Source organism: Laedolimicola ammoniilytica, assembly GCF_025567165.1.
In the GTDB taxonomy this organism is placed as follows: domain Bacteria; phylum Bacillota; class Clostridia; order Lachnospirales; family Lachnospiraceae; genus Laedolimicola; species Laedolimicola ammoniilytica.
The window spans coordinates 65568-88193 of the sequence record NZ_JAOQKC010000014.1 but is presented as its reverse complement, the minus strand read 5'-3'; the positions used below and the strand labels follow the sequence as shown (position 1 = coordinate 88193).

Below are 22626 nucleotides of genomic sequence, written 5' to 3'. Positions count from 1 at the left end.
TAGAGTCAACTCCCAAAACTCTAATCAATAGTTTACATGCAACAGCCAGAAATTTCGATACACCCTCTTATTGGACGCTTACTACTAGATAAAGACATGGCGGTATCAAGGAGGTATCGTCATGTCCTTTTTCCTATGCCCTAATAGACTGTTATCAAAAAAAGCCATTACCCGCCAACGGGTTATTCTGGCTACATAGATGAACTCACAAATCATACATATACTTTTGATAATTCCTTTGCGCCTGTCTGCAATTTGCAGACGGGCGCATTTTGTATTTTATCAAAAAACTTTTTCAAAAAATTTCTAAAACCAACGTCCATTTTGAAGTGCGTTGGTTTGAGGGTTTACGAAAGGGGACATTTCAAACTCCACCGCTTTCGCGGCAGCGAAAGGAGGTGAGAACATGAACGAGCCTATTCGTACCCAATGGCAAATCCGTTGTGCTTTTAACGGCTTTTGCAAACTGGCGTTGAAGCGAGAAGCTATGAATGCCCACAGGGACACAAAGCAGCGACAATTACGCGAGGTTACTTTTTCTGACCTGTCGCCACTGGAAGAAAAACAGCTCTACGTCTGCGACGAGTATTTTGCAGATGATGAAGCAGAACAGTCTTTCGTTGTCGGCGGCAAAGAAATTACTGCGAAGCTGCTTGCCGAAGCCCTGCACAGTTTGCCGGAAGAAAAGCGGGAAACCGTACTGCTGTATTATTTCTTTGACATGAGCGAACGCGAGATTGCAAAGTTTTGTAATCTGTCAAGGACAACGGTACAGTCCCGTCGGACAAGCTCAATGAAGCTGTTAAAACGCTATTTGGAGGAAAAAGCCTATGACTGCACAGATTAGTAAATCAGAACAGGACGAACGCGGCTTGTTGCCTTACCCGGTAATCATAGCCGCTACTAAGGGCGACCCGGAAGCTATGAACATTGTCGTACAGCATTACGAAAGCTACATAGCGTCCCTGTCTATGCGAAAGCTGCGTGATGAGCGCGGAAATATCTATTGGGGCATAGATGAGGATATACGCGACCGCTTGCGTTCGCGTCTTATGCGGGCTGTCCTTTCATTCAAGGTTTGAGATAACCACAAGCAGCGTCCCCCTTTCCGCTGCCTGTTGACTTGACCTTACTTGCTCTTTGACAAAGAAAGCGACGCAAGATAACGGCGACGCAGTATAGGGCAAATCGGATACGTCCTTTTTGCGTTGAGCCATACGGCAGGTGCGCCATGACGCTTTTCTTCTATTGGAGAAAGTCGAGCGACCACCACCACGCCGGGGAACAAGTGTAGCGGCTTGTGGGCGACGACACGCACTAAGGGTAGACAAGCCTTTATAGCCATAGTCCGAGCGTTAAAAGCGTCGCAGGCATTGGGTAGAGCTGCCTTAACGGGCAGGGGTGGAACTCCCGCGAGGTTGTGCTAACAGCCGTCCGATTAAAGCCCCTTTTACTATTCACTTTTCCTAATATTGAAAGGGGGACGATACTATGAGTAACGCCGACGTGCCTATTTGGGAAAAATACACGCTTACGATAGATGAAGCAGCTAAATACTTCCGTATCGGAGAAAACAAGCTGCGTAAATTAGCCGAGGAAAATCCTGCCGCCGGGTGGGTTATTATGAACGGCAACCGTATTCAAATCAAGCGCAAACAGTTTGAAAAAATGATTGATACCATAGACACAATCTGATAGTGAAATTGAGCCTTGAATGTGCTATAATGGGATAAGCATATCAAGGCTCTTTCCGTCTTGGAAAGGAGCATTGAAAAATGTCAAAGAAAAGACGTGACAGCAAAAATCGAGTTTTGCGGTCGGGAGAGAGCCAGAGAAAAGACGGAAGATATGCTTACAAATATATAGATACCTTTGGTAATCCGCAGTTTGTGTATGCGTGGAAGTTAGTACCTACGGACAAGACCCCTGCCGGAAAGCGTGAGGATATATCCCTACGAGAAAAGGTAAAAGAGATACAGAAAGACCTTGACGACGGGATAGACACCATAGGCAAGAAAATGACGGTCTGCCAACTTTATGCAAAGCAGATACGCCACCGGGGAAATGTAAGGTACAATACGAAAAACGGACGCAAGCGGCTGATGAAGCTACTGGAAGAAGATAAACTTGGGGGCTGCCCGATTGACAGCGTGAAGCTGTCCGACGCGAAAGAATGGGCAATCCGCATGAAAGAAAAAGGAATTTCCTATAAGACTATCAGTAATGACAAGCGTTCCTTGAAAGCTGCCTTTTACACAGCGATACAGGACGATTGCATAAGGAAAAATCCTTTTGACTTCCAGTTAAACACTGTCATTGAAGATGATACAGAACCAAAGGTTCCGCTAACACCAGCGCAGGAAGAAAGTTTTTTGTCCTTTGCTCAAAATGACAAAGTTTATCAGAAGTATTATGATGAGCTTATTATTTTGCTTGGGACAGGGCTTCGTATCTCTGAACTTTGCGGGCTGACCGATACTGACATTAACTTTGAGAATAGGATAATCAATGTAGACCACCAACTTTTAAGAAGTGCGGAAACAGGATATTACATTGAAACACCAAAAACGAAAAGCGGTATTCGTCAAATTCCAATGAGCGAAAAAGTATATGAAGCATTTAACCGAGTGCTGAAACGGCGCAGGGGTGCAAAAGCTGTTACTATTGACGGTTACAGCAACTTCCTTTTCCTCAACCGGGACGGCTACCCGAAAACAGCTACCAATTATGACGGTATGTTTAGGGGGCTTGCAAAGAAGTACAACAAGTACCATGAGGAAGCTCTACCGAAAGTAATGACACCGCACACCTTACGTCATACGTTCTGTACCAACATGGCAAATGCCGGAATGAACCCGAAAGCATTACAGTACATTATGGGACATTCCAACATTACTATGACGCTGAACTATTACGCACACGCTACTTTCGACAGCGCAAAAGCTGAAATGCTGCGGATAGCAGCTTAGTAGTAAATCAAGGTTTTACTACTTCTTTACTACTTTTGAAAGCAAAAACCTAAGCGGATATAAAAATATATGTGAGTTTCTTCCGATACGAAAAATGCCGGAAAAGCCTGTAAATACGGGCTATACCGGCATATAAGAACTTCTAAAAAGATAATCAAAATTCATATCTAATTTTAAGAGAAAAATCATATTTTCTTCCTGAAAATGCGTTATAATTAAGTTATATTCTTTCGAAAAAGGGTGATAATTATGACTGAACTGACTACCTATTATCAAAATGTGAAACGCGCTGTGCGTCAGAATCTAACTTTGTACTTTGCGGCAATTATCGTGCTGATGATGCTTACGAGTGTGTTGCTGGGACCGCCGTTTTCGCGGACAGTGACGACAGCCGGATTTACTTATCGAGTCGACGGGTGGTTTTGGGAGAAAAACTGGCTGATGTATCTGATTATTCTGGTTTCCGGGCTGCTGGCTGTGATCCGGGGCGGCGCTGCAGGGGTGAAAAATTTTAAGGCACTCCGGAATATTCTGTATATGGACTGTGACGCTGAGCGTCTGCTTTGTATCGCGGACGAGGGTACGCGGTATGTGCCCTATGATGTATACAGGAATCAGAAGCAAGCCCGCAAGGTGGCCGGACGGCAGCGGCGGTATTTTGAGCAGCTTTATGTGGAGGCGCTGCTGGCCTGCGGACAGGTGGGCGTGGCGGATCTCTATATGAAAAACGGCTGGAAATCCAAGCGGAACACTCTGATTTACCGGCAGCTTTCCCTGAATATCCAGGCCCATTACGCTTATCAGGAACAGGACGCGGTGCGTTACCGCAGCATTATGGAACAGGGCGGTCGGCTGCTGAAGCGGAGCACGGCGCTCTGGGCCCGGCTGGACTGGCTGGAGGGCCGACGGGAACAGGCCGTGGAACGGCTCAAGACTACGCAGCCCCGGGTGCCCTATGAACAAATGATGTTCTATGGGATGCTTTCTGATTATCTGGATGAATTAGGACAGCCCGAAGAGGCGCGGAAATATGCAGATTATGTGATAGAGCACGGCGGAACGCTGGCGCTTCGGAGCATGGTTCTGGAGAAGCGCCAAACCAAAACTGCGGAATCCCAATCCGAATAACAAATGGAAGCCAGATTGCCTTCGAACCTTAAATCCTGCACTTGAAAATCCCCCAGAAATATATTATACTATTATTTACTGGTTATCAGCAATGGAGGAGTACCCAAGTGGCTGAAGGGTCTGGCTTCGAACACCAGTAGGTCGGTAGCACCGGCGCGAGGGTTCAAATCCCTCCTCCTCCGCTAAAAGAAAAAGAGCAGCGAGTTATCTTATGTAAACTCGTTGCTCTTTTTGTTCTTTCTACAAAACTGTATTCCAGCCCCCAGCGAACTGTACCGACATTCACTCTTTTTCTGTGCAAAACAGATCAACAAATGCGGAAACTGCCGGATTTTTCGTATTTTGTTCGTAATAAACATACATTTCAACCCAAAATGGTTTTTTCAAAGGACGGCTCACAATGTAGGAACGATTCATATGACGAATACAATACGGCAAAAGTGCAACTGCATTTTCTCTTTGTAACCTCATTCCCAACTCCTCAACCTGATCACAAGGAATAATTGCAGACGGATAAATTTGCTCCGCCAGTAATTCTTGCAGAATTCTATCCTTCCAATACTCAAAACCTTTTAAATAAAGATATTTTTGTCCATTTAAATCTGTATAATCGACACATTCTTTTTTACACAACAAATGCGTATCCGGCATAAAGGCTCTTACTTCCTCCCGGGAAATTGCAATCTTATTCATTATCGGAGACACTTCCGGCATTTCCATTGAAATAAATATATCACAAAGCCCCTTTTTTAATCCATCAAAACCATCTATGGGCTGGCATGACTGTATTGTAATCTCACACTCTGGATATTGAGCTTGAAATAAACGAATCAGAGGCTCTGTAAAATCACCCGTCCAGTAATACGGACTATTCACAACAAGTCTTCCCCTGCTTTGCGCTGAAAGTTCATGTGCCTTTTCCTGCGTCTGACTATATATTTCCAGCATATATCGAAACGCTTCATATACCGTCTTTCCAGCCGGTGTCAGAGAAACCTTTCTCGTCGTCCGTTCCATAAGCGTTGCCCCCATCTCATCTTCCAGGAGCGCCAGATGACGACTCAACGCCGGTTGTGTAATATAACTTTTTTCTGCTGTTTTAGAGAAATTTAGCGTTTCCGCTAATAATACAAATTCCCGCAAATAGCTTATTTTTATCATAGTTTCCATCCTCTCTTTCATTATATGAGTTCTATTTATAACGTGTCAACATAAATAGAGCCCAAAACCAGCATTTCTCTTTCTCTGACACCTTTACTATAATTAAAATATCAAAACCGAAAAATTAAAACAGGAGGTAACAATATGTTTAAAATTAACAATCTTGTGAACAGCCACGCCCTTCTTTTAATGAATTGGGGAAATGACTATTACGTCCCCATGCTGTACAGCTCTCCGCAGGAAGAACTGCTTGCATGCAGAAACGGAGCATGGCTCGGTAATTTTTTGAACTGCTCTCCAGTGTACGAATTGTCCGGACCAGATGTTGTAAAACTGATGAATTATGTCAGCGTTAATCGCGACTACTCTACTCTGAAAGTCGGCGGTTCCCGTCATACAATTATGTGTAACGAAAAAGGGCAGATGCTGGCAGACGGTGTTATGATGCGCGTAGATGAAAACCGGTATCTGACATACTGGCTCGCCCCTGTTCTGGCATACTATGTTGAAACCCTGGGATATGATGTACAGGGAAGATGGGTTACTGATGAATTTTTTATCCAGATTGACGGACCTCGCTCTCTTGAGATTATGGAAAAGGTTTCCGGGAAAGATTTACATAGTCTTAAATTTGCCAAACATACAGAAATCGAAATAGCCGGTGTAAAAACAACCATCCATCGCTTAGGCATGTCCGGCTGCCTTGCATATGAAATGCATGGGGATATGAATAAAGTAGGGGAAGTCTATGAGGCAATTGCTCAGGCCGGAGAAGAGTACGGACTAAAACGTCTGGGAATGATGAATTACTGCAGAAACCATACGCAGGGAGGTTATCCGAATCAGTACATTCATTTCTACTATCCATTTTTATTAAATGATGAAAAAATGAAGCAATATGTCATTGAACACTGCGGATGGAATACACAATTCTGTCAGTACAATTTCCATGGAAGTGCCGCTGATGATATCGAAAATGGTTTTGTTAACCCCTACGATGTAAAATGGGATTATCTTATTAACTGGGATCATGACTTTATCGGTAAAAAAGCACTTCAGGAAATGGCTAAGGCTCCTGCCCGTACTGTTGTTACGTTGGAATGGAATGCGGAAGATATTGGAAAAGCATTCGCTTCTCAGTTTACAGGAACCCCTGTAATGCCATGGGATGATATTTCTAATATCGCAGATGGAGCTCTTTTAGACTTTTTTGTTATCAGCAAAGTTATGAATGGCAACCAAATGATAGGCGTAGCTTCCGGTCGCGAGCGAGATTTTTATCACGGAAATATGATTTCACTTGCATTTATAAACCGTGAATATGCTAATGTAGGGGACGAATACACTGTTATGTGGGGAAGCACTCCTCTTTCAGCTCAGCCTATTCGTGTAAAAGTTGCTCCATTCCCCTATTATAACGAAGAAATGCGCAATGAAACCTTCGATGTGGAAAAAATTCCGCACCCGGTATTCTAATTTTAAAACCCCAGATACAAATTGATAGGTATCTGGGGTTTTGTAATACTCTTATTTCAGTCTATCCAACAACTCCTGCACCGTCTGATTGTACACCGGATGACGAACCCAGGGCGCGATCTGCGCCAACGGAATCAGCACGAAATCCCGCTTGTGCATCTCGATGTGGGGGATGTGAAGCTCCTCGTCATCGAGGATCAGGTCGTCGTACAGGAGGATGTCCAGATCCAGTGTCCGGGGACCCCAGTGGATGACGCGAACCCGGTTGGCTTCCTGCTCCAGCTCGTGGAGACGATTCAGGAGTTCGTGAGGCGGCAGGATAGTCCGGATCTTCATGACGCTGTTCAGAAATTCGTCCTGATCGGTGTAGCCGTAGGGCTCGGTGGCCAGATAATCGGCCACTGTTTCTACGATACAGCCTTTCGTGAGCTGCAGTCCAAGCACGCTCATGTCCAGATAAGCTTTTTTGTCACCCATGTTAGATCCCATAGCGATGTAGGCGGTGTGCCAACCCCGCTCGATGGAGACAGACACGGTCTCCAGGGGCAGTCCCACAGGAGCCCAGGGCTTTTTAATCTCCAGCTCCACCTTTTCCAGATGGGGGATGTTCAGAAGCATGGCTTCCGCCAGCTGCTCCACCACCGTTTCCAGCAGCTTCCAGGTGTGCTCCTGAACAAATTTTGTGATAAACTGGCTGACCTCGCCGTAATGAATGGAGGCAGTCAAATCGTCCGTCTTTCCCGCCTTCCGGGTGGAGGTGTAAAGGGTTGCGGAAATGACAAATTTCTGTCCCAGCTTATTTTCCTCCGGGAATACGCCGTGATTGGCAAATATTTCCAAGTTTTTAATCTGTATTTTATCCATTTAGTTCTCTCCTGCTTTCAGAATCGCCTCGGTCATCCGGATCGTGCGCTGATTTTCTTTGATGTCGTGAACCCGGACAAAAGCATACTTTTTCATCACAGCCATCACGGTCGTCACCAGGGTTCCCTCTACTCTCTGATCCGCCGGCAGATCCAGGGTCAGACCGATAACGGATTTACGCGATGTACCAAGCAGCATGGGATATCCCAGCTCATGGAACCGCTCCATATGTAAAATGGTCTCCAGATTCTGCTCGTAATTTTTTCCAAAGCCTACGCCCGGGTCAAGGATAATCTTATCGTCGGCGATACCCGCTTCCTTCGCAAGCTTTACGCACTCCGCGGTTTCCTGCAGCATATCCGGGTAGAAATCCTGATACTCTGTATTGTTCTTATTGTGCATCAGACAGCAGGCCACTCCGGTGCGGGCAATGAGTCCGGCCATCTCCGGGTCGTATTTGAGACCCCAGATATCATTGACCAGATCGGCTCCCGCTTCGATGGCTGCTGCCGCCACCTTCGCCTTGTAGGAATCGATGGATACGGGTATGTCAAAACGGGCTTTCACTGCCTCGATGACCGGGGCTACCCTCTCGATTTCCTCTTCCTCGGTAATCTGCTGGTGACCGGGACGGGTAGACTCGCCGCCGATATCCAGAATGGCGGTGCCCTCGCGGATCATCTCCTCCGCATGGGCCAGAGCTGCGTCCATGTGGTTCCATTTTCCGCCGTCGGAAAAGGAATCCGGGGTCACATTCAGGATTCCCATGATATAGGTTTTATTCTTTACGTCGAATTCTTTGGTTCCGATTTTCATACATTTTCACTGTAGCTGTTCTGTGCCCTCGGCGCTCAGCGCTTCCAGTTATCAGGAACAGCCACTCTCCTTTCCGGGTTATAATCGAATCTCCAGGTTCTTTTTTTCCTCCGGCCAGTTGCAATCCTCCTGGGCCGGACACAGAAAGCAGCTCCGCGACAGCTTATCCGCCCGGTAAAACAATCCCGGCAGATCCCTCGCGTCGCTTTGGGTACGGTGGCTTCCGATGAGCTTCAGCACTTCGGCGCTCTCGCCTTCCGAAAAACCGCATTCCTGCAAAATGGGCCCGGCCAGCATGACACCTGCTTCGTCGTGGGGCGTCCCATTTTCATATTGAAGGTATCTACCCATATCGTGCAGAAGTCCGGCCGCATAGATGATTTCCTTATCAGCTTCTACCCCCTGTTCCAGGGCAAGCAGATAAGTCAGGCGGGCCACAGCAAGAAAATGCTCCGGCGTATGGCGGCAGAATTCCCGCTCTGCCTCGTAGGCCGTCAGCTTTCCCAGGGCCTCCTGATAGGCCGGGTGATTCCAGATCCGGTTTACGCGCTCCATGCCGCCCATTACTGACGCACCATGCTCAGAAAACGATTCTGCAGCTCAAAATTATTCTCAAAGCAGCCGGTGGTCACCATGGTGACGGTCTTGCTGCCGGGCTTTTTGATGCCGCGCATGGTCATACACATGTGCTCAGCCTCCAGCATAACGATAACACCCTGGGGAGCCAGGCTTTCCTCCAGCGCATCCGCGATCTGGGACGTGAGCTTCTCCTGAATCTGGGGTCTTCTGGCAAATACATCTACGGTACGGGCCAGCTTGCTTAAGCCTACTACCTTACCGTTCGGTATATACCCGATATGCGCTTTTCCGTAAAAGGGGAGTAAATGATGTTCACACACGGAATAGAAGGTGATATCCTTCTCTACTACGATGTCGTTCCGCTCGACTGTGAATTGTTTTTTCAGATGCACCGACGCATCCTCGTACAGGCCGCCGTAGATCTCAGCGCACATACGCGCAATCCGATCCGGCGTCTCCAATAAGCCTTCTCTTGTTACATCCTCGCCGATTCCCTCCAGCATAAGCTGGACTCCGGCCTTGATTTTCTCATAATCCATCATAAAAACAGCACCTCCAGGCTGTGACAGAACATATGACGAAAATATCCCTTCACAATATGAGACACTGTTCATTTAATCTTATATTGCTGCAACGGGTGCGGTCTCCATACCGTAAGATGAACTTTTCGTTTCGGCGGCAACTCCCCATCCGCTGAACACTTGACGCATGAAAACCTATTTTGCATATTATTCTATTGTTGTAAATTGTTACCAAAGGGCATTATATCATATACCATCAGGTCTGTATATAGATTTATACATTGTATACAGGAATTTACCAAATTTTTACCCAGATTACCTATTTAAAATATGACTACATAACTCCTGAGAAATTCTTAGTAGTACATAAATTTATAGCAATCAAACTGTTACATAAAATTACCGCCAGTCCTCTTTATGACTGGCGGTACCTAATGACTCATGCTTCTGTATACACGCTCTCGATGGCCGTCCGCAGATGCTCATAGCACTTCTGCAGGTCGCTCTTTCCCTGCTCGTCCAGGGGCAGCTCCAGTACCCGGTCGATGCCGTTCTTGGAAATGACGCAGGGCAGGCTCATGGCTGCTCCGGTGAGGCCGTACTGGCCTGACAGCACCGTGGAGACAGGCACCACAGATTTCTCGTTGCGGACAATGCTGCCGATCAGACGGCAGGCGCTTAAGGCCACGCCGGAGCTGGTGTAACCCTTCAGCTCTACGATATCCAGGCCGATGACCTTCGTATCATGGAGCAGCTTTTCTTTGTCGAGTTTTTCCTTTAATTCAAACTGTTTCTCAAATTCCGAAAACGGCACACCCACGATGTTCACAGTATTCCAGGGGATAAAGGAGGTGGAGCCGTGCTCGCCCAGCACGAAACCGGTCACGTTCTTGGCATCCACGCCGCAGAGGTCGCCCAGCATTTTATTGAAACGGGCGGTATCAAGCAAAGTGCCTGTACCGAAGATCTTATTGGCCGGATAGTCGAATTTCTTCTGGGCAATGTAGGTCAGGATGTCCAGCGGATTGGATACTACAATGATGATAGCCTCCCGGGTGTAGTGGGTGATCTGCTCCATGATATCATTCATGACGTTGACATTTTTCTCCAGAAGCACCATGCGGTCCCGGGAATTACCCGGCTGGATGCTGGGGCCTGCAGTCACCACGATGATCTGGGCGTCCGCGCACTCCTCGTAGCCGCCCACATGGATGTTCGCGTTGGCGCTGTAAGCGAACGCCGTGGTATGGCTGGCGTCCAGCACCTCGCCCAGGGCCTTTTTCTGGTTGCGGTTCACCACCACGATCTCATCCAGGATATTCATCCGCAGAACCGAATTCAAAATCGCGCTTCCCACCTTACCAGCGCCGATGATTACCATTTTTCCATATGAAATTGCCATAGATGCGTCCTCCTCGTTCTTTCTAATCACGAATAGTTTACTGCAATGTTCTGGCGCCGTCAATCGGGGTTTTAAAACTAAAAAAGAATGTGCCAGCGGCACCTGTTTAGCACCGACCGGAGCGGAGAACGAACCGAAGGTTCGATTCCCATCACCTGCTCTACTTAAATTTGGGCATAAAAATAAGCGGGTGATGGGAATCGAACCCACGTATCCAGCTTGGAAGGCTGGTGTTCTACCATTGAACTACACCCGCAAATGAAAAAATATAAGGATGCACCGTGGTCACTAGGCTCGAAAGAACCTTGCCAAGTGTCCAGGTGTGTCTTCGCACTAGACTCGAGAATACCTCGCCAAGTGCTCCGTACATGCCCAGAACCGGAATCGAACCAGTGACACGAGGATTTTCAGTCCTCTGCTCTACCAACTGAGCTATCTGGGCAAATTGCTTTCACATAACTTTCATGTGTCACAACAGTGATATTCTACATGATGGAATTATGTTTGTCAAGCAATTTTTCATATTTTACTTTCGTTTTTTAGAGCGGCTTCGTGTACTCGATATCCCGCGGTTCCTTATCGATAAACTCATAGGGATGAGGTTCGGCTTCAAAGACCAGCCTTCCCTTCCGGTAGGCCAACGGAGTGCTCATGGGGACTTTTTCCCAGGCCGGGTCATCGGTCAGGGGCTTGGTGGCTACTACCAGTGTCTCGCCTTTCTGCAGACGGAACAGGGTCTCGTAGAAGTTTGTATGGGCGTAGAACAAATCGCCGTCATAAATCAGAAGATTGACCTTGTTCTCCGGGGTAATGTCGCGGATGACCTGATTTACGGTGTCGAAGCGTTCTTTGTCGGTCAGCTCGCCGCCCTTTTTCGCGATGGCCGCGTCCACCTGATCGATCAGGTAGTACAGAATCCGCTCGCTGTCAGTACCGCCATGCTGTTTTCCAATGTAGGCGTCCACCAGGGCGCTTTCGAAGATGGTGCCGTTGTGAATCAGCGTCCACAGGCGTCCGGAAGCGTCCCGTCTCTTGAAGGGATGGCAGTTCCTGTATTCCAGGCCGCCCTTGGAAGCCTTGCGGATATGGGCCAGAACCACGTCCTCGGTGATCTCGTCGCTGAGACGATGCTTCAGATAGACGCTTTCCGCTGAAGATATGGGTTCCTTTTCGATGGATGCGGAATTCCCGTCAAAGAGAGACAGTCCCCAACCGTCCGGATTGGTTTCTCCGTGGCTGAAGAAGGTTCCCAGAAGCTCATTGCAATTTACTTTTTCGGCACTGCTCAGGCCAAATAATTCACACATGTGTAGTTCCTCTTTTCCGTATTTCTGTCCGTAACCGGATCCTTAATGGGCTTTCACTGAATTCAGGAAATCCTGGGCCCGCCTGGTCTGCGGATGCTCGAAGAAGTCCTCCGGCGCGCCCTCCTCGATGATGCTGCCGCCATCCATGAAGATGACCCGATCAGCCACCCGTCTGGCGAAATTCATCTCATGGGTGACGATGACCATGGTCATACCATCCTTCGCAAGTTTCGTCATGACATCCAGCACCTCGCCGATCATCTCCGGATCCAGGGCGCTGGTGGGCTCGTCGAAGAGAATGGCCTTCGGGTGCATGGCCAGGGCACGGGCGATGGCCACACGCTGCTGCTGGCCGCCGGAAAGCTGGGCCGGTACTTTGGCGGCCTGATTATCCACGCCTACCCTTTTCAGAAGCTCCATGGCTTCCTCCCGGGCCTCCTTCCTCGGCTTGTGCAGTACGTCTATGGGCGCGATGGTCACATTGTCCAGAATGGTCTTGTGGGCAAACAGGTTGAAAGATTGGAATACCATGCCAATCTGGGAACGGAGCTCGGCCAGCCTCCGACCCTCCTCAGGCATCTTGGTTCCGTCGATGAGGATTTCTCCGGAGTCAATGGTCTCCAGTCGGTTGATCGTCCGGCACAGGGTGGATTTACCGGAACCGGACGGTCCGATGACCACGACAACCTCGCCCTTTTTTACGGATAAATTGATATCCTTTAATACATGCAGTTCTCCGAAATGCTTATCTACATGACGCAGTTCGATAACCGGCACTTCATTCGCTGTAGTTCTGTTTTCTTCCATAGTTTATTTTCTCCTTCTGGCAATGGCCACAGAGATTCTATTTAATATATAATTGATCAAAATATAGATAATTGCAATCACCAGATAGACCGAAAGCAGTGCGTCATAGTTGCTGATCAGCACCTTCGCGTTCTGCATCAGGTCCGCATAGTTTACCACATAGGCGAAGGTGGTATCCTTCAGCACGATGACCACCTCGGAAATCAATGCCGGAATCACATAGCGCAGGGCCTGTGGAAATACGATCTTGAAGAAGACACTGTTCTTTCGCATACCCAGGGACACCGCCGCTTCCGTCTGTCCCTTCGGCACCGCGTTGACGCCGGAGCGCAGAACCTCCGCCACCACGCCCGCCGCGGAGATGGCCACCGGGACCGCTATCTTACACAGAGGTGGAAGCTTAATGCCAAACTGAGGCACCACCAGAAAGAAGAAATAGATAAACAGAAGGGTCGGCACGCCGCGGCTGAACTCAATGAGCGCGGTGCAGAGCCATTCCAGCGGTTTGACGCCGCTGATTCTGCCAAGCATCAGCAGGAGGCCTGCGAAAAATGTGATCACACCTGCCGTCAACGCAGCCGTCAGCGTACCTGCAAGACCATTTCCAATAAACCGCCAGGTGGTATACCGGGTGAAAAAGGACCAGTATCTGGCGTCCAGCTGTCCATTGATGGCGAACTGATGAATGACGCCGTAGATCAGCACCGCCAGAAGCAGGAGCACCACCACAGTTCCCGCCATAATTCCTCTGCGGGTCTTCGGTCCCGGCGCCTCGTAGAGCGCATCCCGTATGGATATCTGTCCATTGTTCATCGCAAAACCCTCACTTTCCTGTCAATCAGGTTTCCAATCTGTCCGATCACCACCGCCGTCGCGCAGTACAGCACCGCGGAAATCAGGAAAGCCGTCACGCCGCCCACGGCTCTGGTATTGATATGGGAGACCAGACCGGTCAGATCCGTGGGGTTCATGGGCACCTGGGAAGCCAGCGCTGTCGTCAGCATGGTCGCCACCAGAAGATTGGTCATGGGAAGCACACTGGAACGAAGAGCCTGGGGAATGACTACATTTTTCAGAATCTTGCCAAAGGACATGCCCAGGGCCCGCGCCGCCTCGATCTGTCCGATACTCACTGTATTCATACCGGCCATCAGATACTCGGAGCAGAACGCCGCCGGAAGCAGGGATGTGGCCGTCAGCACACAGACGTAATAGGAAAGCACCACATTCAGATAGGGCAGCGCGTAGACCAGCATGATAAGCAAAGTCGCGCCCGGGATGTTCCGGAAGATCTGCACATAGAAGTCTCCGACCCATCGCAGCGGCTTCACGGGACATACCCGCATGATGGTAATGAGAATACCTATCAGAAATGCAAGCACAAAGGACACTGCCGTCAGCTTCCAGGTGACGAACAATGCCTGTATATATTTGTCTCCGTATTGGGAAAGAAGTTCCTGAATACCCATATGGATTCCTCCTGCGGAAAAAGACCTTCAGAACTACTGAAGGTCCTTCTCCCTGTCTTTCTATTTGTAACTGTTCCACACCTGACCAGTTACCACGCTTCGGTTCGGGTTACTCGATCGCCGGAGCTTCCGGTACGGTCTCGATGCCGGTGCGGTCGCCCAGGCTGATCTTCCACAGCTCTGCCCAGGTTCCATTGTCTTCGATCTTCTTCAGGAAGTCGTTTACAAATGCTACGCCGTCAGAATCAAGCGGAAGTCCGATACCGTAGTTGTCCTCCGGCCCGAAGGTGTCGCCTGCGATTTCGTAAGCGCCCGGGTTCTTCACAATAGCGTTCAGAAGCAGAGTGTAGTCTGTTACATAGGCGTCTACACGGCCCTGCTCCAGAGCGGTACGTGCTTCCTGGTCGTTGGCAAACTCCTGAACGGTAGCTTCCGGCGCGTACTCAGCCAGGATATCCGGGCCTGTGGAACCGGACTGTGTCGCTACAATCTTGCCAGCCAGGTCTTCTACTCCAGTGATATCCGTGTTGCCTGCCTTTACCAGGACAGCCTGCTTGGATGTGTAGTAGGGGCCGGCGAAGGAAATGACTTCCTTACGTGCGTCTGTGATGGAATAAGTAGCGAATACTGCGTCTACCTGGTCACTGGTCAGAACGGACTCACGGGTACTGGAATCTACCTGTGTCAGCTCATACTTGCTCTCATCGCCCAGGATGTAACGTGCAAGCAGCTGATACAGTCCTGCGTCAAAGCCGCGGATGCCGTTGTCTGTCTCATCCAGCTGACTGAACAGGAAAGAGGTTCTGGTTCCGCCTACACGGAGCACGCCAGCTTCCTTTACTGCCGTAGCCCACTTGCTTGCCGCAATGTCAGCGTCGTCTGCTACGATGCCGTCTGCCAGAAGCGCGTCAAATGCATCCTTGTCGATCTCTGCCGCCACCGGCTCTTCTGCCTCTGCTGCGTCTTCCGTGGTCGCCTCTGCAGCTGCCTCAGTCTCCTGTGTGGTCTCTGCCGCCGGAGTCTCGTCTGCCTTGCTTCCGCATGCTGCCAGGCTTCCTGCCAGTGCAATGGTCAGCAGTAATGCGGTTGATTTCTTCAGCCATTTCAAATTTCTCATAATAATCCTCCTTTTTGATTGTTCACGTTGTTTTGATGTTGCAATCATACGCTCTTTAACCTACTTTGTCAATAGGTTATGTATGATTATTTTATTTTTTACGTAAAAAGTCGCTGCACAGAAAAACTTTCTTCTGTACACCGACTTCTTTGTCAGGTTGAATAATTCCAAGTATAGGAAAAAATATGTGCGCCAATCACAAGTCCGCTTAAGGACGGATAGTTGGCATAAGTCCGGAAAAAGGTCCTGTTTCCCACGTTGGATTCGCCCGCGATGGCCCGGCGGGCAGCGTTATAGCAGGATTCCGTGACGGAATCCGCGCCGTCGGTCAGCATCAGGTCAAAACGGCCCGAGGTAACGGGGGAGAACTGACCCGAAGCCCGGATCACGCTCATGATATCGCCCTGTCCGAAACGGGAATCCCGGATACGGTTCATGACGACCGCGCCCACGGCCAGCTGGCCCTCTGCGCCCTGATTGCCTGCCTCGCAGTAGATCAGCGTCGCCAGAGCCTTTACTTCGTCCTCGCTGGCGCTGTACGCGCCATACTGTACATATTCCAGCTCTGTGGTCCGCACGCCGGTCACGTCGCCCAGGGAGCCAATGATCTCAGCCGCCTTAGCCGCCTCGATCTGGGCCTCGATTTTCTTCTTCTCGGCAATAAGCTGCTTCAGGACCTCCTGCTGGTTGGCCAGGGTATTGCTCTTGCCGTCCAGATCGGCCTGGGCCGCCGCGATATCGTTCACATGCCGGCTGATTTTGCCGGAAGTACTGCTGGCCAGAGAAGATACCTCGCTCTGCTTTTTCGTCAGGGAGGCCTGCATGTCATCCAGGGCCTCTTTCTCCGCCTCCAGCTTTTCCTCCTGCTCCTGAATCTCGGCCTTATGGGCCGCGTAGGACTCCAGCATATCCCGGTCGTAGGCGCTGATGCGCGCCGCGTAATCGGCCCGGTTCAGGGCGCTGGCGAAATCGCCGGACTCCAGCAGAATCTCGATGAAGGAGCTCCGAGGATTCTCGTACATATACTGAATGCGGGCCTTCATGTCCGCATACTGCTTATCCTCGGTGGCTTTCGCCTCCTCCAGCTCTCCTTTCGTCTGCTCAATCTCCGCCTTTTTGTCCACAATCTGCTTATTTAACTCAGAAATCTGGCTTTCCAGGCTGGAATACTGCTGATTCAGCTTCTTCAGGTAGTCCTCCATCTCAGACTTGGCCTGCTGCAATTTGTCCTTTTTGTCCTTCGTGGCATCGATCTCGCTCTGGGTCTTATCGATCTCGTCCTGGGTCTTATCAATCTCGTTCTGAATGTTATCCACGTCGCTCTGATCCGGCACGGCATAGGACGTAAACCCAAGCGCCAGCGCCAGGGTAACTCCGCCCAGTCGATATGCGGTTTTCAGAAGACGTGAATGCTGTTTCATGGATTCAGTTCCTTTATAGTCTCTTTATTTCCAGTTGTATTTGGTCAGGTGCCCCTCCAGGCGCATCCCCGGAAAATCATTCTGGCGCAGGGCCTCATAGAGCACGATAGCCACGGAGTTGGACAGGTTCAGGGATCTGGTGTCGCCCAGCATGGGGATACGGATGGCCCTTTCCTGATTTTCCAGCAGGATCTCCTCCGGGATTCCGGCGCTTTCCTTGCCGAACATGATGTAGCAGTCCGGCTCAAACTGCGTCTCCGTGTAGACCTTCGGTCCCTTGGTGGTCGCCATATAGGGCCGAGCGCCCGGATTCTTCCGCAGGAAATCCTCATAGTTTACATAAGTTGTCACATCCAGCTGCGGCCAGTAATCCATACCGGCCCGCTTCAGCTCCTTTTCGCTCAGACGGAAGCCCAGGGGCTCGATGAGGTGCAGGCGCGTGCCTGTCGCCACGCAGGTTCTTCCGATGTTGCCTGTATTGGCCGGAATCTCCGGCTCTAAAAGTACGATGTTGAACGCCATTTATTTTGCTCCCTTTTCTGCCCGAAGCTTCGCCACAAAGCGCGCCAGACGACTGGTGGCCTCTTTCAGATCTTCGAGAGAGTACGCGTAGGAGATTCTAAGGAATCCCTCGCCGCAGGCGCCGAAAGCGGTTCCCGGAACCACGGCCACCTTCTCCTCCATCAGGAACCGGGTGGCGAACTCCTCAGATGTCATGCCAAACTCCTGGATACCGGGGAAGATATAGAACGCGCCATAGGGCTCGAAGCAGGAAAGTCCCATTTCCCGCAAAGTATGTACCAGGAAACGGCGTCTCTGGTCGTAGGACTCCCGCATCATCGCCACGTCTTCATCGCCGTTTTTCAGGGCCTCCACCGCCGCGTACTGGCTGTTGGTAGGCGCGCACATGATGGCATACTGATGAAGCTTCGTCATCTGGCTGAGAATCTCCGCCGGTCCGCAGGCATAACCCAGACGCCAGCCAGTCATGGCGTAAGCCTTGGAAAAGCCGTTGATGAGCACGGTTCGCTCCCGCATGCCCGGAATACTGGTGATGGATACATGGTCGCCCGCGTAGCTGAGCTCGGAATAAATCTCATCAGACAGCACGTAAATGTCTTTCTCGATGATGACCTCGGCGATTTCCTCCAGATCCTTCTGAGTCATAATCGCGCCGGTGGGATTGTTCGGGAAAGGCAGAACCAGAATCTTGGTCTTGTCGGTGATGGCGTCCCGCAGCTCCCGGGCAGTCAGACGAAACTCATTTTCTTCCTTCAGCTCGATGATCACGGGCACACCGTCCGCCAGCACACAGCAGGGCTCATAGGACACGTAGCTGGGCTGGGGAATCAGCACCTCGTCGCCCGGGTTCAGCATGGCGCGGAAGGCCATGTCGATGCCCTCGCTGCCGCCTACGGTAATCAGCACCTCCCGGAGCGGATCATAGCTTACGTGAATGCGGCGCTCCAGATAGCGCACGATTTCCTCCCGCAGCTCCTTTAAGCCTGCGTTGGAGGTATAAAAGGTACGTCCTTTTTCCAGAGAATAGATACCCTCGTCGCGGATGTGCCAGGGGGTATCGAAGTCCGGCTCGCCCACGCCCAGGGAAATGGCGTCGGGCATCTCATTTACCACATCAAAGAACTTACGGATGCCGGACCAGGGAATTGAAACTGCTTTGTCTGATAATGGGTTTCTCACGGTGTCACCAGCATCCTTTCGTCTTTTTTCTCATGTGCCATAATTGAACCATGGTCTTTGTATTTTTTCAATATGAAATGTGTGGCAGTGCTGAGAACGGAATCCAGCGGTGACAACTTATCAGATACAAACTGCGCCACATCCCGCATGGTCTTGCCTTCGATCATGACCATAAAGTCGAAGCCGCCGGAAATCAGATAGACGCTGTCCACCTCGGCGTAATTGTAGATGCGCTCCGCCACCTTATCAAATCCGAATCCCCGCTGGGGCGTAACCTTGACCTCCACCAGGGCCGTCAGCTTCTCCTCGCTGGTCTTATCCCAGTTAATCAGGGTATGATAACCGCAGATAATACCTTCCTTTTCCATATCCGCGATCTCATTGGCGACCGCCGCCTCCTCTACTCCCAGCATCACTGCCAGATCCGCCAAATCCACGCGGCTGTTTTTCTCAATGAATGTCAAAATTTTTTCTCTCATTGCTTTCGCCCTCCCGTCAGGTTTTTTATAATTTACTCATATATTTTATACAATTCGTCTGTCTTCGGACGCTCCAGAAAGCTCTCGTCCTCACCGTTTACGATGCGTCTGGCCTTGCCGTCGGTGGCTTTACCGATGACCGCCGCCGGAATACCGGCCTTTTCAAGCTCCCGCACCAGATCGTGTCCACGATCTGCCGCCATCAGCATGCAGCCGCTGGAAATCAGATAGTAAGGATTCAGCTCGAAGCACTCGCAGATCTCCACGGTCTCCTGACGGATAGGAATGGCCTTCAGGTCGATCTCCAGGCCGACGCCGGACGCCTCCGCCACCTCCCAGAGCGCGCCGTAGATACCGCCCTCGGTCACGTCGTGCATGGCGCTGACGCCGTGCTTCACCGCAATCTTCGAATCTTCTACCACGGAAATATATTGGTCAAAGCCCTTGGCCGTCTCCACGAACGCCGCTGGGAAACGTTTCCGGAGCTCCTCTTCCTTCTCTTTGGCAATGATAGAGGTGCCCTCCACGCCAATCCATTTAGTCACCAGGATATCCTGGCCGGGCTTCGCCCCTGCAGTGGATACCAGCTGTCCCTCCTGCACCTTGCCCACGCCTGTGACGCTGATAATGGGCTGATTGACTGCCCGGGTGACCTCGGTGTGGCCGCCCATGACCTGGATATGGAACCGGGCGCAGGCCGCTTCCACTTCGCTCATCATCTGCTTAATGTCGGCCTCCTCGATCTCCTCGGGCAGAAGCACTGTGAGCATGACGCCCACCGGCTCCGCGCCGCTGCTGGCCAGATCGTTTGCGGTAATCTGGATAGCCAGAGTGCCGATATCCTTCACCGTTCCGGTAATCGGATCGGTGGAAATCACAAAAATCTCGCCGGGAGCCAGCTTCATGGCCGCGCAGTCCTCGCCCACGCCGGCACCCAGAAGCACCTCGTCCCGCTTCGTATGTATCTGTTTAAAAATACTTCTTTTTAAAATCGTCTCTGAAACTTTTCCGACCTTCATCGCTGTCCGCTCCTTTATGTTCGCCTTTACTGCTGCATCCGCGCGACGCAGGACGCCAGGGTGGCGTTCACGGTAGCCTCGTCCTGGGTGGCGATGGCCGCCTGCAGCTCATTGGAAAGTTCCGGATCGCCCGCGATGCCTACGGTGATCGTCCGCGGCGTCGCCTTGTAGTTACTCTTGTTGACCTTGGTGACGCTCTCTTCCTTGCCGCCCACATAGACATGCTTGTAGAGCTCCGCCACCACGCCCTTGTGCGCGCTCTCACGCACGATATAGCCGATAGGCTGGCCTGCGTCCGCGACGATCTGTACGCCCGGCTCTGTGGTACTTAAGGTCACGCTCTCGAATTTCAGTGTCCGGTTGGCCGGGCGGGTCTCCTGGCCGTAGATGGTGAAGGTCACCTGCTTGCCGCTGGTCACGCCCTCAATGTAGACCGGCGCGTCCAGAGTATTCTTGAACTTCAGATCCTTATAGGTTCCCGCGATGGCCGCGTCGTCCGCCGGCTCCACATAAGTCACGATCATGGAATGGTTGGAACGCTCTACCACTTCCAGCTCTGCCCGCAGAACCGCGTTGTACAAGGTCGTGGATACCTGGCAGATACCGCCGCCCAGGCTGTCTACCACCTTGCCGTTCAGGTAAGATCCCGCCATGGCGTAGCCGTTGGCCTCAGAGAAGGGGCTGACTGCCTCATAGGCGGAGAAGGTGTCTCCCGGATACAGTACCGTGCCGTTGATGTGGCTGGTTCCGGTGGCAATGTTCTTACAGCGGGACGCGCCGGAGGTGCTGTAGCTGGTGGTGAAGGTACCCAGCACGTCCTTCACCTTGCTGAGCTCTTCCGCCGTTCCTCTGGGATAATCGGTCTCCACCGGCAGATCCAGGGAACCGTCGGTATGATCCCACTCATTTTCAATAAAATCTGTAATCGTGGTGATGGAGCTGTCCGCGTCCAGTACGAGACCGATCTGGCCGTCCACCACTGCGAAAGATCCGCCCTCGCGCTTCAGAGTTGCGTCTACGGCCTTCTGATCAAATTTCTTACACTGGTTGTTCACATACCCGGTCACCAGTTCGGTGTCCAGAGCCCAGGTGAGCTGATAATTCATGTTCTCATGCTCCAGATCCTTGCGATCCTTGTAACGCCTGATGATGTTGCCAGTCTTGCCAAGCATGACGGCTTCCTCTACGATCTCGTCCTCGTTGGTACTGGTTAGTCCCAGCTCTGCCAGGGTCGGGGTCAGCTCGTTGTCGCCGATGTGCAGGGTCAGCGTCTCCGCGCCCATCTCGTCCACGTAGGTGTTCAGGGCGTCCAGTGCCTCCGTCCTGGTCATGCCGGACATATCGATGCCGTCCACATAGACGCCGGTGTGAATGGTGGCGTTGTCCGCCGCCAGCGCAGTGGTGCCGCCCGCCAGAAAGGCTGTGCAAAGTACAGCCGCTGTCAGTAACTGTCTCTTTTTCATAATATCTCCTCTTTTTTCAAAATAGGATCCTGATTTCCGCCTGAAAGATCTCTTACAGAGCGTAGGTCAGCATCGGCAAAATCATGGCCAGTACTACGATGACGATGATAATCGTGGAAATGACTTTTCTGCTTTTCTTATCGTACCAGTTCATCTTACAATCCTCCCATACCCGGAAATAATCTTATCTATGATTCTTGACGCTTCGTTCTTGGTCAGTGTGTCAATCTGCACACTTAAGTTTATTTTATGATATTTTATCAGATCATTCAAGTATCCTTTTTGCGCAGGTGTAATCGGACCCTGTTTTTTTACCTTGCAAATCAGGGGTCTGGGCGCGAAAAGCTCTTCCGGACTGTCCGGGAATTCTGCCGCCAGCCGCCTGTAGAGCTCCATGGCCGCGCAGGCGTCATCGGAGGCCCGATGGGCCCGTTCCTGGGTAATCTGGTAATAGCCGCACAGATAGGGCAGGTTTTTATGCTCCAGATCCGGCAGCAGCGCCCGGGCGATTTTCAGGGTGTCCACGCCGTCCTTTTCGAAGGTGAGCCCTAAATTGACCGCGTTTTTCTTCACAAAGCTGTAATCGAAGAGGATGTTGTGGCCCAGAAGCGGCAGGTCACCGCAGAAATCGATCAGCTCCGTCACCGCGGTTTTCGTGTCTTTGCCTGTGGCCGCCATGGCATCATTGATGCCGGTCAGCGCCTGAATCCGGTGGCTGATGGCCATGCCCGGGTTCACCAGGGTCTCATAGCGATCCGTGATTTCTCCGTTCACTACTTTTACCGCGCCAATTTCCAGGATGCGGTCCTCGGAGGGGTGGAGGCCGGTGGTCTCCAGGTCCAGGGCGATGTAGTTTTCTATCATAGTTGAATGTTCTCCGTTCTGTTGTATCATTCACTACCACGCGCATACTCTGTCCTTGTCTGG

General features: G+C 50.9%; 24 protein-coding genes, 3 tRNA genes and 1 riboswitch. Of the genes, 7 read left to right on the top strand and 20 right to left on the bottom strand.

Translation table 11 applies throughout. From position 1 onward, the window contains the following. Positions 1-406: 406 nt before the first annotated feature. From OCV63_RS11395 to OCV63_RS11370, 6 genes are all read left to right on the top strand, one after another. On the top strand, positions 407-847 hold the full coding sequence (locus tag OCV63_RS11395; RefSeq protein WP_002610364.1) for an RNA polymerase sigma factor: 441 nt from the start codon (positions 407-409) through the stop codon (positions 845-847). Further along, a complete protein-coding gene (locus OCV63_RS11390; RefSeq protein ID WP_002610366.1) occupies positions 831-1082 on the top strand; it encodes a helix-turn-helix domain-containing protein in 252 nt (83 codons plus the stop codon). The genes OCV63_RS11395 and OCV63_RS11390 overlap by 17 nt, the downstream gene beginning before the upstream one ends. 409 nt (positions 1083-1491) lie before the next feature. Next, positions 1492-1695, top strand: coding sequence for an excisionase (locus OCV63_RS11385; protein WP_002610370.1), 204 nt, complete (start codon positions 1492-1494; stop codon positions 1693-1695). An 80-nt stretch (positions 1696-1775) separates the two neighbouring features. Further along, complete coding sequence (locus OCV63_RS11380) at positions 1776-2969, top strand: site-specific integrase (protein WP_002610375.1); 1194 nt, start codon at positions 1776-1778, stop codon at positions 2967-2969. Between the two features lie 249 nt (positions 2970-3218). Next, entirely contained in the window at positions 3219-4097 is an 879-nt protein-coding gene (locus OCV63_RS11375) for a hypothetical protein (RefSeq protein ID WP_158363951.1), read from the top strand. A gap of 93 nt (positions 4098-4190) precedes the next feature. Next, positions 4191-4279 (top strand) — tRNA-Ser (locus OCV63_RS11370). A gap of 100 nt (positions 4280-4379) precedes the next feature. Here the strand turns inward: OCV63_RS11370 and OCV63_RS11365 are convergent. Then, positions 4380-5258: a LysR family transcriptional regulator gene (locus OCV63_RS11365; RefSeq protein ID WP_262670821.1), complete on the bottom strand. Its 879-nt coding sequence runs from the start codon at positions 5256-5258 to the stop codon at positions 4380-4382. A 144-nt stretch (positions 5259-5402) separates the two neighbouring features. On the opposite strand from OCV63_RS11365, the gene OCV63_RS11360 reads away from it, so the two are divergent. Then, positions 5403-6734 carry an aminomethyltransferase family protein gene (locus OCV63_RS11360; protein WP_158363947.1) on the top strand — a complete coding sequence of 444 codons (1332 nt, stop codon included), beginning with the start codon at positions 5403-5405 and terminating at the stop codon, positions 6732-6734. A 51-nt stretch (positions 6735-6785) separates the two neighbouring features. Here OCV63_RS11360 and folK read toward each other — a convergent pair whose 3' ends face one another. The 19 genes from folK to OCV63_RS11265 form a co-directional block, all read right to left on the bottom strand. Continuing rightward, positions 6786-7598 carry a 2-amino-4-hydroxy-6-hydroxymethyldihydropteridine diphosphokinase gene (gene folK, locus OCV63_RS11355; RefSeq protein ID WP_158363945.1) on the bottom strand — a complete coding sequence of 271 codons (813 nt, stop codon included), beginning with the start codon at positions 7596-7598 and terminating at the stop codon, positions 6786-6788. After that, positions 7599-8414: a dihydropteroate synthase gene (folP, locus tag OCV63_RS11350; protein ID WP_158363943.1), complete on the bottom strand. Its 816-nt coding sequence runs from the start codon at positions 8412-8414 to the stop codon at positions 7599-7601. Between the two features lie 78 nt (positions 8415-8492). Further along, positions 8493-8969 (bottom strand): HD domain-containing protein, encoded by a 477-nt coding sequence (locus OCV63_RS11345; RefSeq protein WP_158363941.1) that lies wholly within the window; start codon positions 8967-8969, stop codon positions 8493-8495. 8 nt (positions 8970-8977) lie between these two features. Next, a complete protein-coding gene (gene folE, locus OCV63_RS11340) occupies positions 8978-9535 on the bottom strand; it encodes a GTP cyclohydrolase I FolE (RefSeq protein WP_158363939.1) in 558 nt (185 codons plus the stop codon). 87 nt (positions 9536-9622) lie between these two features. Further along, positions 9623-9719: riboswitch (THF riboswitch) on the bottom strand. A gap of 234 nt (positions 9720-9953) precedes the next feature. Further along, positions 9954-10916: an L-lactate dehydrogenase gene (locus tag OCV63_RS11335; protein ID WP_158363937.1), complete on the bottom strand. Its 963-nt coding sequence runs from the start codon at positions 10914-10916 to the stop codon at positions 9954-9956. A gap of 185 nt (positions 10917-11101) precedes the next feature. Further along, positions 11102-11172 (bottom strand) — tRNA-Gly (locus tag OCV63_RS11330). A gap of 113 nt (positions 11173-11285) precedes the next feature. Next, positions 11286-11358: transfer RNA gene (locus OCV63_RS11325), tRNA-Phe, on the bottom strand. A 97-nt stretch (positions 11359-11455) separates the two neighbouring features. Continuing rightward, a complete protein-coding gene (locus OCV63_RS11320) occupies positions 11456-12223 on the bottom strand; it encodes a class II glutamine amidotransferase (RefSeq protein ID WP_158363935.1) in 768 nt (255 codons plus the stop codon). 42 nt (positions 12224-12265) lie between these two features. Continuing rightward, a complete protein-coding gene (locus OCV63_RS11315; protein WP_158363933.1) occupies positions 12266-13030 on the bottom strand; it encodes an amino acid ABC transporter ATP-binding protein in 765 nt (254 codons plus the stop codon). Between the two features lie 3 nt (positions 13031-13033). Next, on the bottom strand, positions 13034-13843 hold the full coding sequence (locus tag OCV63_RS11310) for an amino acid ABC transporter permease (protein WP_158363931.1): 810 nt from the start codon (positions 13841-13843) through the stop codon (positions 13034-13036). Continuing rightward, on the bottom strand, positions 13840-14499 hold the full coding sequence (locus OCV63_RS11305; protein ID WP_158363929.1) for an amino acid ABC transporter permease: 660 nt from the start codon (positions 14497-14499) through the stop codon (positions 13840-13842). Before OCV63_RS11305 ends, OCV63_RS11310 begins: the two co-directional genes overlap by 4 nt. Before the next feature lie 109 nt (positions 14500-14608). After that, on the bottom strand, positions 14609-15616 hold the full coding sequence (locus OCV63_RS11300; protein WP_158363927.1) for a glutamate ABC transporter substrate-binding protein: 1008 nt from the start codon (positions 15614-15616) through the stop codon (positions 14609-14611). 152 nt (positions 15617-15768) lie between these two features. After that, positions 15769-17037, bottom strand: a complete 1269-nt coding sequence (locus tag OCV63_RS11295; protein WP_158363925.1) for a cell wall hydrolase — start codon at positions 17035-17037, stop codon at positions 15769-15771. A gap of 24 nt (positions 17038-17061) precedes the next feature. Beyond that, on the bottom strand, positions 17062-17559 hold the full coding sequence (locus tag OCV63_RS11290) for a tRNA (cytidine(34)-2'-O)-methyltransferase (RefSeq protein WP_158363923.1): 498 nt from the start codon (positions 17557-17559) through the stop codon (positions 17062-17064). Beyond that, entirely contained in the window at positions 17560-18738 is a 1179-nt protein-coding gene (locus OCV63_RS11285; protein ID WP_158363921.1) for an aminotransferase class I/II-fold pyridoxal phosphate-dependent enzyme, read from the bottom strand. It abuts the gene before it with no gap. Beyond that, positions 18735-19217, bottom strand: a complete 483-nt coding sequence (locus tag OCV63_RS11280) for an Lrp/AsnC family transcriptional regulator (protein WP_158363919.1) — start codon at positions 19215-19217, stop codon at positions 18735-18737. The genes OCV63_RS11285 and OCV63_RS11280 overlap by 4 nt, the downstream gene beginning before the upstream one ends. A gap of 32 nt (positions 19218-19249) precedes the next feature. After that, the gene (locus tag OCV63_RS11275) at positions 19250-20236 is read right to left on the bottom strand and encodes an AIR synthase family protein (RefSeq protein WP_158363917.1); all 987 of its coding nucleotides are present in this window, start codon (positions 20234-20236) and stop codon (positions 19250-19252) included. Positions 20237-20262: 26 nt separating this feature from the next. Further along, positions 20263-21699 carry a VanW family protein gene (locus OCV63_RS11270; RefSeq protein WP_158363915.1) on the bottom strand — a complete coding sequence of 479 codons (1437 nt, stop codon included), beginning with the start codon at positions 21697-21699 and terminating at the stop codon, positions 20263-20265. Positions 21700-21849: 150 nt separating this feature from the next. Further along, positions 21850-22563: a 3'-5' exonuclease gene (locus OCV63_RS11265; protein ID WP_158363913.1), complete on the bottom strand. Its 714-nt coding sequence runs from the start codon at positions 22561-22563 to the stop codon at positions 21850-21852. Positions 22564-22626: the final 63 nt, after the last annotated feature.

Excerpts from the sequence above, each read along its gene's own strand:
- OCV63_RS11380 (WP_002610375.1), top strand. The coding sequence starts at position 1,776 with ATGTCAAAGAAAAGACGTGACAGCAAAAATCGAGTTTTGCGGTCGGGA.
- OCV63_RS11335 (WP_158363937.1), bottom strand. The coding sequence starts at position 10,916 with ATGGCAATTTCATATGGAAAAATGGTAATCATCGGCGCTGGTAAGGTG.
- OCV63_RS11270 (WP_158363915.1), bottom strand. The coding sequence starts at position 21,699 with ATGAAAAAGAGACAGTTACTGACAGCGGCTGTACTTTGCACAGCCTTT.
- OCV63_RS11375 (WP_158363951.1), top strand. The coding sequence starts at position 3,219 with ATGACTGAACTGACTACCTATTATCAAAATGTGAAACGCGCTGTGCGT.
- OCV63_RS11290 (WP_158363923.1), bottom strand. The coding sequence starts at position 17,559 with ATGGCGTTCAACATCGTACTTTTAGAGCCGGAGATTCCGGCCAATACA.
- OCV63_RS11390 (WP_002610366.1), top strand. The coding sequence starts at position 831 with ATGACTGCACAGATTAGTAAATCAGAACAGGACGAACGCGGCTTGTTG.
- OCV63_RS11395 (WP_002610364.1), top strand. The coding sequence starts at position 407 with ATGAACGAGCCTATTCGTACCCAATGGCAAATCCGTTGTGCTTTTAAC.
- OCV63_RS11320 (WP_158363935.1), bottom strand. The coding sequence starts at position 12,223 with ATGTGTGAATTATTTGGCCTGAGCAGTGCCGAAAAAGTAAATTGCAAT.
- OCV63_RS11365 (WP_262670821.1), bottom strand. The coding sequence starts at position 5,258 with ATGATAAAAATAAGCTATTTGCGGGAATTTGTATTATTAGCGGAAACG.
- OCV63_RS11360 (WP_158363947.1), top strand. The coding sequence starts at position 5,403 with ATGTTTAAAATTAACAATCTTGTGAACAGCCACGCCCTTCTTTTAATG.
- OCV63_RS11315 (WP_158363933.1), bottom strand. The coding sequence starts at position 13,030 with ATGGAAGAAAACAGAACTACAGCGAATGAAGTGCCGGTTATCGAACTG.
- OCV63_RS11300 (WP_158363927.1), bottom strand. The coding sequence starts at position 15,616 with ATGAGAAATTTGAAATGGCTGAAGAAATCAACCGCATTACTGCTGACC.
- OCV63_RS11310 (WP_158363931.1), bottom strand. The coding sequence starts at position 13,843 with ATGAACAATGGACAGATATCCATACGGGATGCGCTCTACGAGGCGCCG.
- OCV63_RS11345 (WP_158363941.1), bottom strand. The coding sequence starts at position 8,969 with ATGGAGCGCGTAAACCGGATCTGGAATCACCCGGCCTATCAGGAGGCC.
- OCV63_RS11305 (WP_158363929.1), bottom strand. The coding sequence starts at position 14,499 with ATGGGTATTCAGGAACTTCTTTCCCAATACGGAGACAAATATATACAG.
- OCV63_RS11295 (WP_158363925.1), bottom strand. The coding sequence starts at position 17,037 with ATGAAACAGCATTCACGTCTTCTGAAAACCGCATATCGACTGGGCGGA.
- OCV63_RS11265 (WP_158363913.1), bottom strand. The coding sequence starts at position 22,563 with ATGATAGAAAACTACATCGCCCTGGACCTGGAGACCACCGGCCTCCAC.
- folE (WP_158363939.1), bottom strand. The coding sequence starts at position 9,535 with ATGATGGATTATGAGAAAATCAAGGCCGGAGTCCAGCTTATGCTGGAG.
- OCV63_RS11280 (WP_158363919.1), bottom strand. The coding sequence starts at position 19,217 with ATGAGAGAAAAAATTTTGACATTCATTGAGAAAAACAGCCGCGTGGAT.
- folP (WP_158363943.1), bottom strand. The coding sequence starts at position 8,414 with ATGAAAATCGGAACCAAAGAATTCGACGTAAAGAATAAAACCTATATC.
- OCV63_RS11385 (WP_002610370.1), top strand. The coding sequence starts at position 1,492 with ATGAGTAACGCCGACGTGCCTATTTGGGAAAAATACACGCTTACGATA.
- OCV63_RS11275 (WP_158363917.1), bottom strand. The coding sequence starts at position 20,236 with ATGAAGGTCGGAAAAGTTTCAGAGACGATTTTAAAAAGAAGTATTTTT.
- folK (WP_158363945.1), bottom strand. The coding sequence starts at position 7,598 with ATGGATAAAATACAGATTAAAAACTTGGAAATATTTGCCAATCACGGC.